Genomic DNA, 14,996 nt, shown 5'->3' with positions numbered 1-14,996 from the left:
GCCCTGACCTGCCCGGACTTCAACAGCCTGACCTCATTACGCCCCCGCGCGACGGTGACGGACGGCCGCCGGCATGACACGCAGCGCTTGCGGCGGTGCTGGGACGAGAAGACGGGAACCTGGCGTCGGTGCCAGACAAGAACAGGGCATGAACGCACCGTCAAACCAGGGGGCCATCGGGACATGACTGTGACCGAGCGCTCCGACGCGCTGTTGGTAACGGGAGCGCCTGAACTGTTCGGGGAGCTGTTCGAGCGGTACGGCGGTTGGCTGTACAACTTCAGCGCCCGCCGGGTCGGGCGGCAGCTCGCCGAGGATCTGGTCGCCGAGACGTTCCTCATCGCGTTCTCGCGACGGGACCGTTACGACACATCGATGGCCAATGCACGTCCGTGGCTGTTCGGCATCCTGAGCAACCTGCTGCGGAACTACCACCGCGCCGAGGTGCGGTGGCTGCGGGCACTGGAGAAGTCAGGCAGGGACCCACTCGGTGGTTCCGGTCAGCACAACTTCGCCGACCGGGCCGACGAACGGCTCGACGCCGAGGCTGCCACGCGGGCACTGGCCGGCGCCCTCGCCGCGATGCCGCACGACCAACGTGACCTGCTCCTGCTGCACATCTGGGCCGGCCTGGACTATCCGGAGCTGGCCTCCGCGCTCGGCCTGGCCCCGGGCACCGTCCGCTCCCGCCTTCACCGGGCCAAGGCACGCCTGCGCCTCGCGATGCCTACCCACTACGCACCGTCCGCTGCTGCGAATGAGGAAAACGGATGAACGACAACGTGGAATCTGACAACGCAGGCGTCGAGCTGCTCGTCGCCTTTCGCGAGGACCTGACCGGCGCCGGAACGGACGCGACCGACCGGATGCGGCACGCGATCCTCAACGGGACCAGGTACCCGCGTCCCACGGCGAAGCGGTGGTTCCTGCGTCGCCCGGCGATCGCGACCGCGACCGCCTTCGCTCTGGCCGGTCTCGCCGCCGGCGGTGTCGCGCTGAGCACGGCCGACCAGCGGACCGGGCAGACGGGCGGGGCCGCCGCCAGCTCGACGGACGCGTCCCGCACGTTCCAATTGCGCGATGTCGCCTACGTCAGCAACCAGACCCAGGCCGCACTGGGCGAGGCGGACGACTACGTCGTGAAGGTGCACCACACCTACCGGGGTGGCTGGATCGACTCCTGGGAGGACAAGCAGACCGGACGCCGCCGGGTCGACATCTTCCGGGGCGACGGCAGCCCGGACTCCACGCTGGTGTCGATCGTCGCCGACGGAAAGTTCCGCGGCACCCAGATCAGCCACCTGGAGCGGACGTACTTCCAGTTCGTCGATTCGCCGGACCAGGCAACCAGCACTGTCTTCGTGCCGAGCGACCCCACGAGCATCCGGGCCTGGCTCGCCCGGGGGAGCCTGGAGATCGTGGGCCAGGAGAAGGTGGACGGGCACGACACCGTGCACCTGCGATTGAAGGAGGGGAAGGCCACCTACGCGGCCGAACTCTGGGTGGACACGACCTCGTTCCTGCCGTACAAGACGGTCGCCGCCAAGAGCGGAAAGGTGACCGACAAGGCCGAGGTCAGCACCTTCGAATGGCTGCCCCGTACCGGCGCGAACCTGAGCCACTTCGACCTGACGCCACCCGCCGGCTACGCGAAGGCCGGGGGCAGGAGCACCAAGGGCGACTCGCCGTTCACTCTTCCCGAGCGCCCCGACCAGGCCCCCAGCCCGACGACCAACTGACCGCCGTGGGTTGCCGCTCCCTGGGTTCCGGGGAACGGCAACCCACGTCGTAGCCGGTCTGCTTCGCTCCCCGTGAAGCGCCGGCCGGGCCCGACTGGCTGCTGGGGGCGGCCAGTCGGGCCCTTCGGCGCAGGTGTTCCTCGCCTGCCCCGCCGGGCGGGCGGCGCTACAGTCGGCGGGTGCGTACCGCTCAGCAGATCCTCGCCGACTCCGCCGTGATCGCCGTCGTGGGCGCGTCCCGTGACCCGATGAAGGCAGCGCACCGCGTCCCGTTGCAGATGCAGCGGTACGGCTGGCGGATCATCCCGGTCAACCCGACCGTCGACGAACTCTTCGGCGAGCGGGCGTATGCGTCACTGGCGGACATCCCGCACCCGGTCGACCTGGTGGACGTGTTCCGGCCGGCCGCGGACGCCGTGCAGGTGGTCCGGGACGCGGCGGCGATCGGCGCGCCGGCGGTCTGGCTGCAACTGGGGATCGTGTCGGCCGAGGCGCGCGAGATCGCCGAGAAGGCCGGCATGGAGTACGTCGAGGACCGCTGCCTCATCATCGAACGCGCCGCCGGGAACCTGACCCGCCTAACCTGACCGGCCCCAACCCCCTCCCCCTCCCCCCGCCCCCGCGCCACACAGCCGGGTCGATCATGGAGTTGTGGTGCCGGTTTTGCGGTCGTAAACGGCTTTGTCACCCACCACAAGTCCATGATCGACGGGGTTGGGCGCGGGATTCAGGGGCGGGGTTAGAGCTTGTACTCCTTCAGGAGGCCTCGGCTGATGATGGTTTTCTGGATCTCCGAGGTGCCCTCGCCGATCAGCAGGAACGGGGCCTCGCGCATCAGCCGCTCGATCTCGTACTCCTTGGAGTAGCCGTAGCCGCCGTGGATGCGGAACGCCTCCTGGACGACCTCGGCGCAGTATTCCGACGCGAGCAGCTTGGCCATCCCGGCCTCGACGTCGTTGCGCTGGCCGGCGTCCTTGAGGCGGGCAGCGTTGACCATGAGGGCGTGCGCCGCCTCGATCTTCGTGCCCATCTCGGCGAGCTTGAAGGCGATCGCCTGGTGCTTCGCGAGCGGCTGCCCGAAGGTCTTGCGCTGCTGGGCGTAGCTGACGGCCAACTCGAAGGCGCGCAGGGAGATGCCGCAGGCGCGGGCGGCCACGTTGACCCGGCCGACCTCGATGCCGTCCATCATCTGGTAGAAGCCGCGGCCGACCTGGTCGGCCCCGCCGAGGATCGAGGAGTCGGGCACGGTCACGCCGTCGAGCACCATCTCGGTGGTCTCGACGCCCTTGTAGCCCATCTTGTCGATCCGGCCGGGGATGGTCAGGCCGGGAGCGGTCTCGCCGAAGCCCGGCTCCTTCTCCAGCAGGAAGGTGCTCATGTTGCCGTACACCGAGTCGGCGCCGGTGTCGGTCTTGACCAGGGTGGCGACCACCGAGGAGTACGCCCCGTTGGTGAGCCACATCTTCTGCCCGTTGAGGACGTAGTTGTCGCCCTCCCGGACGGCCCTGGACTTGATCGCCGACACGTCGGAGCCGGTCTCCGGTTCGGACATCGAGAACGCGCCGCGCACCTCGCCCGTCGCCATCTTCGGCAGCAGGCGGGCCTTCTGCTCGGCGGAGCCGTGCTGGGAGATCAGGTACGCCACGATGAAGTGGGTGTTGACGATCCCGGAGATCGACATCCAGCCCCGGGAGAGCTGCTCCACCACGAGGGCGTACGTGAGCAGCGACTCGCCGAGCCCGCCGTACTCCTCGTCGATGGTGAGACCGAACAGCCCCATCTCGCGCATCCCGTCGAGGATGTCGGTGGGGTACTCGTCGGCGTGCTCGAGCCGTTGGGCGTGCGGGATGATCTCCTTGTCGGCGAACTCCCGGACGGTCTCCAGGATCGACTGTTGCACGTCGGTGAGGCCGGGCGTCTGGGCGAGTCGGGCCATCTCAGCCTCCGGGGATCAGCGCACTACTCGTGGGTAACTGAACGCTCGGTCAGTATCGGCCTCCCGGCCGAACAGGCCAAGGTGACCAGTCCACACAACCGCTGTGAAAAGGTTCACCGCTCCGGGTAGCGTCCGGCAAGAGGGACTTTTCCGGCACGGCAGGAGGAGGACAGCCGTGAGCCACCCGCCGCCGTCCGGCCCACCCGAGAACGAGCCGCCGCCGTCGCCGTACGAGCCACCCCGGGACCAGTCGCCGTACGCGCCACCGCCGGCCGGCCAGTCGCCGTACGCGCCACCGCCGGGCCAGTCGTCCTTCGGGCCGCCGGAACGCTCGCCGTACGGGCCGCCCGCCGACGAGCCGTCGCCGTACGAGCGGCAGGGGCCGCACCAGCCGGCGCACTGGAGCCAGCAGCCGCCGTACCCCCCGCAGGGCCCCTACGGCCAGTACGGCCCGCCACCGTCCGGGCCCGGCCGCGGCACCAACATCCTGGCGATCCTGTCGTTGGTGTTCGCCTTCGTGTTCCCCCCGGCCGGCGTCGTCCTCGGCCACCTCGCCAAGCGGCAGATCCGCACCAGCGGCGAGGAGGGTGACCAGCTCGCCACGTGGGGCCTGATCCTCGGCTACGTGTTCACCGCGCTGACCCTGCTGGCCTGCTGCGGCTGGCTGGCGCTCGTCATCCTCGGCAACACCGGCGACAGCCGCGGCTACTGACCCGCCGCGACGTCAGCGGAACTGGGCCTCCCGGACGCTGTTACCGCCGTCCACCACGAGCATCTGGCCGGTGATGTACGACGCGGCCGGCGAGCAGAGGAAGCTGATGGCGGCGGCGACCTCGTCCGGGGTGCCCGGTCGGCCGACCGGGGTGCCCAGGCCCTGCTTGATCTCGGCCATCGTGGACGCCGCCGTGTAGATGGTGCCCGGGGCGACCGCGTTCACGGTCACGCCGTCGGCGATCATCTCCATGGCCAGCGCACGGGTCAGCCCGACGACACCGGCCTTCGCGGCGGCGTACGCGGCCTCGGTGGGCAGGGCGTTGACCGGCCCGGCGGTGGCCGCCAGGTTGACGATCCGCCCCCAACCCCGCTCGGCCATCCCGCCGATGAACGCCCGGCTGCACAGGAAGGCGGTGGACAGGTTGCGGTCGATCTCGCCGCGCCACTCGTCGTAGGTCAACTGCGCGACCGGGCGCAGCACCCCCTGGCTGGCCCGGCTCGCCAGGCCGGCGTTGTTGACCAGCACCTCGACGTCGCCCAACTGCTCGGCCACCGCGTCGGCCAGCGCGCCGACCTCCGACTCGTCGGTCAGGTCCGCCACGAACCCGGTCACGCCCAGCTCACCGGCCCGCTCGTGGATACGGCGGGTGGTCGACACGATGGCCACCCGCGCGCCCAGGTCGACGAGCCGGCGGGCGGTCGCGTACCCGATGCCGTCCGCGCTGCCGGCGCCCGTCACCAGGGCGACCCGACCGTCGAGCCGCATGGTCACCGGATCCGCGAGCGCCACCGGCTCGTCGGCGCCGGTCGTGCCGGTCGACGGGCCCACCCGACCGCGCCGCGCGGCGCCCGGGCGGCTCACGTCCCGTCGCGGTCGGCTGCCGGAACGGTCCGCGGCACGCGCGTCGATTGCCATGCCAGCGATCCTGCCCGTTACGACCGGCCCGGGCAACGCGGCACCCGGGAGCGGGGGCGTCGGGTTTGGTCACTCCTGGCTACTCTGACGGCGCAACCGAGCCGACGGAGATCACGCATGACCAATCCCCCGCCTCCCGGCGACTGGACCGACCCCACCTTGTCGGCCCAGCCGTCGAGCACACCGCCGGACCCCACGCTGGTGGCCGGTCAGCCAGTGCCCGCGCAGCCCGGTCCCGTGGACCCGTACGCGCCGGTCGACCCGTACGCGGGCGCGAAGCAGCCACCCGGTTACCCGGCGCCCGGCTATCCGCCGCCCGGTTACGCGCCGGCGGGTTACCCGCCGCCGTACCCCGGTTACGGCTACCCGCCGGCGGCGAAGACCAACGGGCTGGCCATCGCGTCGCTGGTGCTGGCCCTGGTCGGTCTCGCCTCCTGCGGCGTCACCGCGCCGATCGGGGCGATCCTCGGCCACGTCGCGCAGAAGCAGATCCGCGCCAGCGGCGAGGACGGCGAGGGGCTGGCGAAGGCCGGCATCATCGTCGGCTGGATCGTCACCGCGCTGATGGTGCTGGGGATCGCCGCGTACGTCACCGTGATCATCTTCGCGGTCACGACGGGCGCGAGCAGCGACAGCGGTTACTGAGGCGGCGAGTTGGTGGGCGTACCACCGGATGCTGGACCGGGTCGACGGCCGGCGGCGGTCGACCCGGCCCGGCCGCTCACCCGGCCGGTGGGGTGAACGACGAGGTACGGCTCATGCCGGCGGCCCGGCCCTTGGCGGCGATCACCAGCGCCATCTTGCGGGACGCCTCGTCGATCATCTCGTCACCGAGCATGACCGCGCCCAGCTTGCCGCCGGCCTCCGAGGTGTAGTGCTCATAGGCGTCGAGGATCAGCTCGGCGTGGTCGTAGTCGGCCTGCGCCGGCTGGTAGACCTCGTTGGCGGCGTCGATCTGGCCCGGGTGCAGCACCCACTTGCCGTCGAAGCCCAGCGCCGCCGACCGCTTCGCCACCTCGCGGAACGCGTCGACGTCCCGGATCTGCAGGAACGGGCCGTCGATGGCCTGCTTGTCGTGCATACGGGCGGCCATCAGGATACGCATCAGGATGTAGTGGTACGGGTCGCCCGGATAGTCCGGGATCAGCCCGCCGACCACCAGTGACCTCATGTTGATCGACGCCATGAAATCGGCCGGACCGAAGATGATGGTCTCGATCCGGGGCGAGGCGGCCGCGATGGCGTCCACGTTGACCAGACCGGCCGCGTTCTCGATCTGCGCCTCGATGCCGATCCGGCCGACCTCGAGGCCGAGCGTCTTCTCGATCTGGGTGAGCGTCAGGTCCAGCCACCGCACCTGGCCGGCGTCCTGCACCTTCGGCAGCATGATGCAGTCGAGGTTCGCGCCGGCGCCCTCGACCACGTCGATGACGTCCCGGTACGTCCACGGGGTGGTCAGGTCGTTGACGCGCACCACCCGGGTCTTGCCGGCCCAGTCGCCGTCGTTGAGGGCGGCCACGATGTTCTTGCGCGCCTCCGGCTTCGCGAGCGGGGCCACCGCGTCCTCCAGGTCGAGGAACACCTGGTCGGCGGGGAGCCCCTGCGCCTTGCCGAGCATCTTGACGCTGGAACCCGGTACGGCCAGGCACGACCGGCGGGGACGACCGACTGCGGCCATGGATGTGCTCCTTCCAGCGACCGGCGGGCACGCCGACGCCACCTGACTCCGAGGAAAACTTAACGATCCCAAAGGGCGTGGTGACGTCACGGTAACCTCGCGCCATGACCGCGGTGAATGGACCTGTGGAAGATCTCACTGGGCGTCGGCTGGTGGTGGTGACGGGTGCCAGCTCCGGCATCGGGTTGGCCGCCGCGGTGGCCTTCGCCTGCCGTGGTGACCAGGTGGTGCTCGTCGGGCGGGACCCGGCCCGACTGCAGGCCGCGGCGGAGCGCGTACGGGAGACGGCCGGCGAGCGCCCGGAGCTGTTCCGGGCCGACTTCGCGGTGCTCGACGACGTACGCGGCCTGGCCGAGCGGCTGCGCGACGCGTACGACCGTATCGACGTGCTGGCCAACAACGCGGGCGCCATCGCGCTCCAACCGCTGACCACCGTCGACGGCTTCGAGATGTCGATCCAGGCCAACCACCTGGCCCCGTTCCTGCTCACGAACCTGCTGGCCGACCGGGTGAGCCGGACGGTGGTGACCGCCTCGGGGGCGCACCGCTTCGGCGCGCTCGATCCGGACGACCTCAACAGGCCGCTGCGCGGCTACCGACCGATGGGCGCGTACGGCACCAGCAAGCAGGCGAACATCCTGTTCGCCGCGGAGGCGGCCCGGCGCTGGCCGGGCGTGCGAGCGTACAGCTTCCACCCGGGAGTGGTCCGGACCCGGTTCGCCAACGACAGTCGACTGGTCGCGTTCGGCATGCGGTTCATGCCGTTCCGCAGCCCGGAGAAGGGGGCCGAGACCCTCATCTGGCTCGCGAACCAGGATGCGGGCCGGCTCGCCGACGGCGGCTACTACTACAACCGCCGGCCGCGTCGGCCGTACCGCAAGGCGGCGGACCCACAGCTCGCGTCCCGACTATGGGAAGCCAGCGCGAGGGCCGTCGGCATCGATGGGTAGCGTGGCCGGAATGCTGACGCTTGTCGCGATCGTCGAGTACGCCGACGGGGCCGAGACCGCCGGGCAACGCTACGAGGACACCGTGCTGGCGCTGCTCGACCGGCACGGCGGCCGCCTGGAACGGAGGCTGCGCGCCACCGACGGGCGCAGCGAGGTACACGTGATCACCTTCGCGGCCCGCACCGGCTACGAGTCGTTCCTCGTCGACCCGGAGCGGGCGGCGGTGCGCGCCGACCTCGGCGACGCCGCGCCGACGACCCGCGTCATCGAGGTGACCGAGGTTTGACGGTCCACTCCGCTCGCTCACGGCTCCAGCGGGGCGGCGTCGGCGGGTAGCGGGGTCGGCGGCGTGGCGCGGCGGCCCGCGCGGGCGCCACCCAGCACCACCACCGCGACCCCGACCAGCAGCAGCGCCATGCCCAGCAGCGCGTACGGGCGGGGAACCTGGTGCAGCCAGGCCCAACCGAGCAGCGCCGCGCCGGGGGCCTCCAGCAGGATCAGCACGCTCACCGTCGTCGCCGAGATCTTGTGCAGGGCGTAGTTGAACATCGAGTGCCCGAGCAGTTGGGCGCCCGCCACCAGGGCCAGGATCGCCAGCCAGGTGCGCTCGTCGAAGCCGACCGTGCGCACCCCACCCAGCAGGCAGATCACCAGCAGGATCGCCGAGCAGATGCCGTAGCAGATGGTCGTGTAGGTGGTGGTGCTGATGCTGGCACGGGCCCGTTCACCGAAGGCGGTGTAGACGGCCGCGAACATGCCACCGGTCACCGCCAACAGATCGCCGGCGACGGCTCGGCCGGAGATGCCCACGTCGGCGCCGGTGGCGACCACCGCGCCGCCGACCGCCACCGCGATGCCGACCCACACCACCGTGGGCAGCCGCCGCCCCTGGGCGCGGGCGATCAGCCCCTGCCAGACCGGCTGGGTGGCGCCCAACGCGGTGGCCGCGGCGACCGAGGTGAGCTGAGCGCTCGGCACCCAGGTCGCGAAGTGCCCGGCGAGCGCGACCCCGGAGAGCACGCAGAACAATCCCTCGCGCCGGCCGGCCCGACCCGCCAACGCGCGGAACTCGGCGCGGCGTCGCGCCAGGGCGAACGGACTCAGCACGGCCACCGCGAGCAGGTTGCGCCAGAACGCGATGGCCAGCGCGGGAGCGGCGGCGTACGCGATCAACGGCGCGGACGACGACACGGCGACGACGGCCAGGGCGACCGCGCCGGTGGTCAACGGGTCCAGGGGTGGTCGAGGGGGCACGGGTAGCAATCTTCACACGACCACGGACAGCACGGAACGTCAGCACTCCGTTACGATCACGCGCGTTCGCGCCGACGACCCTCGACCGCAAAGGCGCTATCCCATGGCCGGCTACCAGGCGGTGCTGTTTGATTTCTTCGGCACGCTGACCCGTTCGGTGCAGCGCGGCGCCGCGCACCTCGGCACCGCCGAACTGCTCGGCTGTCCCAGCGAGACGCTGAGCGAGGTGCTGAACCGTACCTACTACGAGCGCGCCACCGGCCGGCTCGGCGACGCGCAGACGACCATGCGGTGGGTCTGCGCCCAGGCTGGCGTACACCCGAGTGACAGTGCCCTGCGGGCGGCGGTGGTGTCCCGGCATCGCGCGATCCGCGCGGACACCCGGCTGCGCGCCGACGCGGTGCCCGTGCTGGCGGCGCTGCGCGAGCGCGGCGTCCGCACCGGCGTGATCAGCGACTGTACGCACGAGCTGCCGGCCTTCCTGCCGCAACTCCCCGTCGCGCCCCTGCTCGACGTGCGGGTCTTCTCCGTGCGGGTCGGACGCTGCAAGCCGGATGCCGCGCTCTACCTGACCGCCTGCCGTCGACTCGGGCTCACGCCCGACGACTGCCTGTACGTGGGTGACGGGGGCAGCCAGGAGTTGACCGGCGCCGAACAGGCCGGCATGACCGCGGTCCGGCTGGCCGCGCCCGATCTGGCCGAGCACATGGTGTTCAACGCCGACCGGCAGTGGCGCGGCACCACGCTCGGTGCCCTGCGTGAGGTGCTCGACCTGGTCGACACCGGCACCGAGGCCGTGGGGGTCGGCGGCCGGGCGGGGTGACGCGCCGATCAGCGGCGACGGACCCGGTGCAGGCGGAACGGCTTGCGGGTGGCGCGGACCGCAGGAGTCTCCCGGGGTTGCTCGGTCTGCGCGTCGGACGGCAGTTCCGCGCCGGCCAGGGGCGTGCCGGCCGGGGCGAGGCGGTTCAGGGCGCAACCGTCGGCGATCCAGCGGGCCACCAGGTCGGCGGTCGGACCGGGGGCGTTCAGGCGCTTGCCCGCCACCAGCGGCGCGGCGGTGTCCCACGCCTCGCTGCCCGGTGCCAGCCGGGTCACCCGGGCCGGCCAGGTGACGATCCGCCCCCCGTGGTCACCGCGCAGGGTGACCTGCGCCTCGGCCGCGTCGGCGAGGCCCGGCGCCGCCTGCTCACCCGGTCCACTCACCACCAGGAGCGCACCTTCCAGCGGGGCGCACCAGAGCGCGAGCGCCGGCCCGCCGGACACGCTGACCCAGGCCACGGCGGCCTTCTTCATCGCCTCGTCGACCAGCGGCGTGCCGCCGGCGGCATCCTCGTCCGTCACACCCGCATCCTCCCGCATCGACGCCGTCGCTCAGCCCACGAACGGCGGCACGGCAATCTCGCCCCGGGCCACCGGCATCACCTGGCCGGCGACGGTCGCGCCGACCGCCACGCCGTTCGCCGCGGTCACCGTGCAGGACAGCGCTGACGGACGGCCCATCTCCGAGCCCTGGCGCACCGAGTAGTGCGACAACCCCTGCGCCGGCAGCAGCCCGCTGGCCACCAGCCAGACGCCCAGCCCGAGCGCCGCCGAACCGGTCGCCGGGTCCTCCGGAACGCCGATCCCCGGCACGAAGACCCGAGCGTGCGCGGTTTGCGTGGCGGCGTCCCAGGAGAAGACGCTGACGTGCGCGACCCCGTACCGTTCCGCCGCCGCCGGGTTCACCCGTGCCCGGGCCACCGCGTCCGGGTGGACCGGCAGGTAGGGGAACTCCAGACCACAGCCGGCCACCCGGGGAGCGGGCCCGTTCCGGTCGAGGTCGTCCGCGCCCAGCCCGGCGATCTCCAGCAGCGGCTCCGGGTCCAACTCGGGGCCGAGGGTGGGAACGCCTCCGGTGAGCGTCGCCCCGGAGGCCGTCACCTCGATCGGCAGCACGCCGGCCCCGCACTCCTGGGTGATCTGCCCCACACCGAACATCCCGCGCCGACTGGCCGTGACCGCGGCGCCGACGCTCGGGTGCCCGGCGAACGGCAACTCCTCCACCGGCGTGAAGATGCGGGCCCGGTAGGTGGCGCCGACCTGCGTCGGTGGCAGCACGAACACCGTCTCGGAGAGGTTGAACTCCAGCGCGAGCGCCTGCATCTGCTCGGTGGCCAGCGCCTCCGCGCCGAACACCACGGCCAGCGGATTGCCGGCGAACGGGCGGTCGGTGAAGACGTCCACGATCTCGTAGGCCAAGGTCGACATGTTGATAAACACTAGGCGCTTAGGCTGGTGCCCGTGAGTACGCCGACCCGGGTCTACATCGCCCGACTCGCCGGAGTCGCCGTCTTCGATCCGAACGGCGACCAGGTGGGTCGGGTCCGTGACGCCGTGGCACGGCTGCGCCCGACCGGCAAACCCCCCGAGGTGGTGGGTCTGGTCGCCGAGATGCCCATGCGTCGGCGCATCTTCCTGTCCATCAACCGCATCACGTCGATCGACGCGGACGCGGTGGTGCTCGGCTCCGGCACGCTCAACCTGCGGCGCTTCGAGAAGCGCCCGAACGAGCTGCTGGTGCTCCAGGAACTGCTGGACCGGCGCGTACAGCTCGACCCGGGCGGCCAGCCCGGCGCGGTGGTGGACGTCGCCATGGAGTGCACCAGGGGTGGCGAGTGGTCGCTGACCCGGGTCGCGGTCCGGGAGCAGACCGGTCGGCTCAGCCGCCGCGGTCACCTGCACCAGGTCGAGTGGGACCGGGTGCGCGGCCTCAGCGGCATCGCCGACAACCGGGGTACGGCGAACCTGCTCGCCGTCCTGGAGGACATGCGTCCCGCCGACCTCGCCAACGCGCTACAGGACCTGCCCGACGCCCGGCGCAACGAGGTGGCCGCCGCGTTGAACGACGAGCGGCTCGCCGACGTGCTCAGCGAACTGCCGGAGCACGACCAGGTGGAGATCCTCGCCGCGCTGGACCGGGAACGGGCCGCCGACGTGCTGGAGGAGATGGACCCGGACGACGCCGCCGACCTGCTCAACGAGCTGCCCCCACCGGAGCAGGACGTCCTGCTGGACCTGATGGAGCCGGACGAGGCGGACCCGGTACGTCAGCTGTTGAAGTACACGCCGGGCACGGCGGGCAGCGTGATGACGTCGGAGCCGGTCATCCTGCCGCCGGACGCCACCGTCGCCGAGGCGCTGGCCCGGATCAGGGAGCCGCAGCTCTCCCCCGCCGTCGCCGCGCAGGTCTTCGTGACCCGGGCCCCGCAGAACACGCCGACCGGCCGCTACCTGGGCATGGTGCACTTCCAGGCGTTGCTGCGCGAACCTCCGGCCGACCTGCTGGGCAAGGTGGTGGTCAACGACATCGACCCGTTGCGTCCCACCACCCCGCTGCCGGAGATCACCCGTCGCATGGCCACCTACGACCTGGTCGCCATGCCGGTGATCGACCGCAACGGCCGGCTGGTCGGCGCCGTCACCGTCGACGACGTCCTGGACCACTCGCTGCCCCGGGACTGGCGGGACCGGGACGCCGTGACCACCCCGGGCACCCCTGACGCGGCACTGGACGGCGACGGTGGCTGACCAGCGGCGGACGGAGCGGCTCGACCAGCCCCGCGAGCCGCGGGGCATCACCCTCCCCCGGTTCGACGCGGAGGCGTTCGGTCGCTGGTCGGAAGGCATTGCGCGGGGCATGGGCACCGCGAACTTCATCGTCGTCATGACGGTGGTGATCGCGATCTGGTTCGGCTGGAATACCCTCGCGCCAGCCGAGCTGCGCTTCGACCCGTACACCTTCACGTTCCTCACCCTGGTGCTGTCGTTGCAGGCCAGCTACGCCGCACCGCTGATCCTGCTGGCGCAGAACCGGCAGGCGGACCGGGACCGGCTGGCGCTGGAGGAGGACCGGCGGCGGGCCACGGCCCAGAAGGCGGACACCGAGTACCTGGCCCGGGAGATCGCCGCGCTGCGGATCGCGCTCGGCGAGGTGGCCACCCGCGACTTCCTCCGCTCCGAACTGGCCCGTCTGGCCGAGGAGCTGGACGAGGCGGGCCAGCGCCGGCAACGCCTGGAGCGCCGGCAGCAGGAGAAGGGCAGCAGCCAGCGTCCGACCGACGGCCCGGGGCTGGACGAGCCGCGCGACGAACTGGACGGCGACTACGCCCGCGACGCCCGGCCCGAGCGCTGACGAAGGCTCATCGTTTGGCTCACACCACCCTCGGCCAGCGGCCGGTCGGGATGCCCCGCGACGTAGCATTGCGGGCATGTCAGCACCCGTGAGCACTGTCGAGGACGCGATCCAGGCCGCCCTGGCCACCGTCAACGACCCGGAGATCCGCCGGCCCATCACCGAGCTGGGCATGGTCCGCTCCGCCACGATCGGCGCGGACGGCGTCGTCCGGGTCGAGCTGCTGCTCACCGTCGCCGGCTGCCCGCTGAAGGACAAGCTGCGTACGGACATCACCGCCGCCGTCGCGGCGGTGCCGGGCGTGGCCGGCGTGGAGATCGACTTTGGCGTGATGAGCCCGGAGCAGCGGCAGTCGCTACAGGCGCAGTTGCGCGGCGGCGGCACCGAGGAGCCGGTCATCCCGTTCGCCCAGCCCGGCTCGCGCACGCGCGTGTACGCGGTGGCCAGCGGCAAGGGCGGCGTCGGCAAGTCCAGCGTGACGGTCAACCTGGCCGCGGCGCTCGCGGCCCGTGGGCTCTCCGTGGGCGTGGTGGACGCGGACATCTACGGTCACTCCGTACCCCGGATGCTCGGCGCGGACGGCCGGCCGACCCGCGTCGAAGACATGATCATGCCGCCGCAGTCGCACGGCGTGAAGGTGATCTCGATCGGCATGTTCACCTCGGGCAACGCGGCCGTGGTGTGGCGCGGCCCGATGCTGCACCGGGCGCTCCAGCAGTTCCTGGCCGACGTCTACTGGGGCGACCTGGACGTGCTCCTGCTGGACCTGCCGCCGGGCACCGGCGACGTGGCCATCTCGCTGGCCCAGCTCCTGCCCAACTCGGAGATCCTGATCGTCACCACCCCGCAGACCGCCGCCGCCGAGGTGGCGGAGCGGGCCGGAGCGATCGCCCTGCAGACCCACCAGCGGGTCGTCGGCGTCATCGAGAACATGTCCTGGCTGGAGCTGCCGGACGGCTCCCGGATGGAGGTCTTCGGCGCGGGAGGCGGCACGGCCGTCGCCGAGTCGCTGAGCCGGACCATCGGCGCGCAGGTTCCGCTGCTCGGGCAGATCCCGCTGGACACCCGGGTCCGTGAGGCCGGCGACGCCGGTAACCCGATCGTGCTGGCCGAGCCGGAGTCCCCGGCCGCGCAGGCGCTCGGCGGCGTCGCCGACCGGCTCGCGCTGCGCCGTGAGTCGCTGCTCGGCAAGCCCCTCGGTCTCAAGCCCGCCGGGCGCTGACGCTTGTCCGACCGGGCGCACGACGTAGTGCTTGTGCGCCCGGGACGCGCCACCTGCTATGCGGCCGACCAGGGCACGATCGGACGGTCAGCCTTGCGGTGCGCTGGCTTGCGGTGCGCTGGCTTGCGGTGCGCTGGCTTGCGGTGCGCTGGCTTGCGGTGCGCTGGCTTGCCGTGCGCTGGCTTGCGCTGGCCTGGATGCCTTGGCCCAACCCTGCACGGCCTCCAACCGGTACCACCTCATGGCCGTCCTTTGGAGCTGATGCCGCAAACGAATCTGCTGACCGACATCCCGGCCAGCCCGGCCCCGGCTAGCCCTGGCCTTAGCCGTTGCCCTGCCCTCGCCGCTACATCTGCGCTTGGCTCTCGCTCCCGCTCCGCCTGCGATGACGCAGACGATTCAGCTCCAAAGGA

The 14,996-nt window shown here is 71.8% G+C and carries 17 protein-coding genes; 11 read left to right on the top strand and 6 right to left on the bottom strand.

Annotation, left to right across the window (positions count from 1 at the left end; genetic code table 11):
- Window positions 1–183: 183 nt before the first annotated feature.
- The 3 genes from ACTFTM_RS04660 to ACTFTM_RS04650 all read left to right on the top strand — a co-directional run bounded on the left by ACTFTM_RS04660 (window position 184) and on the right by ACTFTM_RS04650 (window position 2,326).
- On the top strand, window positions 184–774 hold the full coding sequence (locus tag ACTFTM_RS04660) for an RNA polymerase sigma factor (RefSeq protein ID WP_449564632.1): 591 nt from the start codon (window positions 184–186) through the stop codon (window positions 772–774).
- Window positions 771–1,739, top strand: a complete 969-nt coding sequence (locus tag ACTFTM_RS04655) for a DUF2092 domain-containing protein (protein ID WP_449564631.1) — start codon at window positions 771–773, stop codon at window positions 1,737–1,739. The genes ACTFTM_RS04660 and ACTFTM_RS04655 overlap by 4 nt, the downstream gene beginning before the upstream one ends.
- Before the next feature lie 179 nt (window positions 1,740–1,918).
- Window positions 1,919–2,326, top strand: coding sequence for a CoA-binding protein (locus tag ACTFTM_RS04650; RefSeq protein WP_449564630.1), 408 nt, complete (start codon window positions 1,919–1,921; stop codon window positions 2,324–2,326).
- A gap of 152 nt (window positions 2,327–2,478) precedes the next feature.
- On the opposite strand, the gene ACTFTM_RS04645 is transcribed toward ACTFTM_RS04650, so the two are convergent.
- On the bottom strand, window positions 2,479–3,675 hold the full coding sequence (locus ACTFTM_RS04645) for an acyl-CoA dehydrogenase family protein (RefSeq protein WP_449564629.1): 1,197 nt from the start codon (window positions 3,673–3,675) through the stop codon (window positions 2,479–2,481).
- A gap of 175 nt (window positions 3,676–3,850) precedes the next feature.
- Here ACTFTM_RS04645 and ACTFTM_RS04640 point away from each other — a divergent pair, with 175 nt between their 5' ends.
- Window positions 3,851–4,387, top strand: coding sequence for a DUF4190 domain-containing protein (locus ACTFTM_RS04640; RefSeq protein ID WP_449564628.1), 537 nt, complete (start codon window positions 3,851–3,853; stop codon window positions 4,385–4,387).
- Between the two features lie 12 nt (window positions 4,388–4,399).
- On the opposite strand, the gene ACTFTM_RS04635 is transcribed toward ACTFTM_RS04640, so the two are convergent.
- Window positions 4,400–5,305: an SDR family NAD(P)-dependent oxidoreductase gene (locus tag ACTFTM_RS04635; RefSeq protein ID WP_449564627.1), complete on the bottom strand. Its 906-nt coding sequence runs from the start codon at window positions 5,303–5,305 to the stop codon at window positions 4,400–4,402.
- Between the two features lie 117 nt (window positions 5,306–5,422).
- Here ACTFTM_RS04635 and ACTFTM_RS04630 point away from each other — a divergent pair, with 117 nt between their 5' ends.
- On the top strand, window positions 5,423–5,950 hold the full coding sequence (locus ACTFTM_RS04630) for a DUF4190 domain-containing protein (protein ID WP_449564626.1): 528 nt from the start codon (window positions 5,423–5,425) through the stop codon (window positions 5,948–5,950).
- 76 nt (window positions 5,951–6,026) lie between these two features.
- On the opposite strand, the gene ACTFTM_RS04625 is transcribed toward ACTFTM_RS04630, so the two are convergent.
- Window positions 6,027–6,983 (bottom strand): HpcH/HpaI aldolase/citrate lyase family protein, encoded by a 957-nt coding sequence (locus ACTFTM_RS04625; protein WP_449564625.1) that lies wholly within the window; start codon window positions 6,981–6,983, stop codon window positions 6,027–6,029.
- Window positions 6,984–7,108: 125 nt separating this feature from the next.
- Between ACTFTM_RS04625 and ACTFTM_RS04620 the strand changes: the two genes are divergently transcribed.
- Both ACTFTM_RS04620 and ACTFTM_RS04615 read left to right on the top strand, forming a co-directional pair.
- The gene (locus ACTFTM_RS04620) at window positions 7,109–7,933 is read left to right on the top strand and encodes an SDR family NAD(P)-dependent oxidoreductase (protein WP_449564624.1); all 825 of its coding nucleotides are present in this window, start codon (window positions 7,109–7,111) and stop codon (window positions 7,931–7,933) included.
- A gap of 10 nt (window positions 7,934–7,943) precedes the next feature.
- Window positions 7,944–8,219, top strand: a complete 276-nt coding sequence (locus ACTFTM_RS04615; protein WP_449564623.1) for a hypothetical protein — start codon at window positions 7,944–7,946, stop codon at window positions 8,217–8,219.
- A gap of 17 nt (window positions 8,220–8,236) precedes the next feature.
- Here ACTFTM_RS04615 and ACTFTM_RS04610 read toward each other — a convergent pair whose 3' ends face one another.
- Window positions 8,237–9,196, bottom strand: coding sequence for a DMT family transporter (locus ACTFTM_RS04610; protein WP_449564622.1), 960 nt, complete (start codon window positions 9,194–9,196; stop codon window positions 8,237–8,239).
- A 94-nt stretch (window positions 9,197–9,290) separates the two neighbouring features.
- On the opposite strand from ACTFTM_RS04610, the gene ACTFTM_RS04605 reads away from it, so the two are divergent.
- Complete coding sequence (locus tag ACTFTM_RS04605; protein WP_449564621.1) at window positions 9,291–10,010, top strand: HAD family hydrolase; 720 nt, start codon at window positions 9,291–9,293, stop codon at window positions 10,008–10,010.
- An 8-nt stretch (window positions 10,011–10,018) separates the two neighbouring features.
- Here the strand turns inward: ACTFTM_RS04605 and ACTFTM_RS04600 are convergent, their stop codons facing one another.
- Window positions 10,019–10,549: a hypothetical protein gene (locus tag ACTFTM_RS04600; RefSeq protein WP_449564620.1), complete on the bottom strand. Its 531-nt coding sequence runs from the start codon at window positions 10,547–10,549 to the stop codon at window positions 10,019–10,021.
- Between the two features lie 12 nt (window positions 10,550–10,561).
- On the bottom strand, window positions 10,562–11,437 hold the full coding sequence (locus tag ACTFTM_RS04595) for a PhzF family phenazine biosynthesis protein (RefSeq protein ID WP_449564619.1): 876 nt from the start codon (window positions 11,435–11,437) through the stop codon (window positions 10,562–10,564).
- Window positions 11,438–11,470: 33 nt separating this feature from the next.
- On the opposite strand from ACTFTM_RS04595, the gene ACTFTM_RS04590 reads away from it, so the two are divergent.
- From ACTFTM_RS04590 to ACTFTM_RS04580, 3 genes are all read left to right on the top strand, one after another.
- Entirely contained in the window at window positions 11,471–12,757 is a 1,287-nt protein-coding gene (locus ACTFTM_RS04590) for a magnesium transporter MgtE N-terminal domain-containing protein (RefSeq protein ID WP_449564618.1), read from the top strand.
- Window positions 12,750–13,361: a DUF1003 domain-containing protein gene (locus ACTFTM_RS04585; RefSeq protein WP_449564617.1), complete on the top strand. Its 612-nt coding sequence runs from the start codon at window positions 12,750–12,752 to the stop codon at window positions 13,359–13,361. The genes ACTFTM_RS04590 and ACTFTM_RS04585 overlap by 8 nt, the downstream gene beginning before the upstream one ends.
- Window positions 13,362–13,437: 76 nt before the next feature.
- Complete coding sequence (locus ACTFTM_RS04580) at window positions 13,438–14,583, top strand: Mrp/NBP35 family ATP-binding protein (RefSeq protein WP_449564616.1); 1,146 nt, start codon at window positions 13,438–13,440, stop codon at window positions 14,581–14,583.
- Window positions 14,584–14,996: the final 413 nt, after the last annotated feature.

It is taken from the genome of Micromonospora sp. RB23, assembly GCF_053585025.1.
This window is presented reverse-complemented; position numbering and strand designations above follow the sequence as displayed.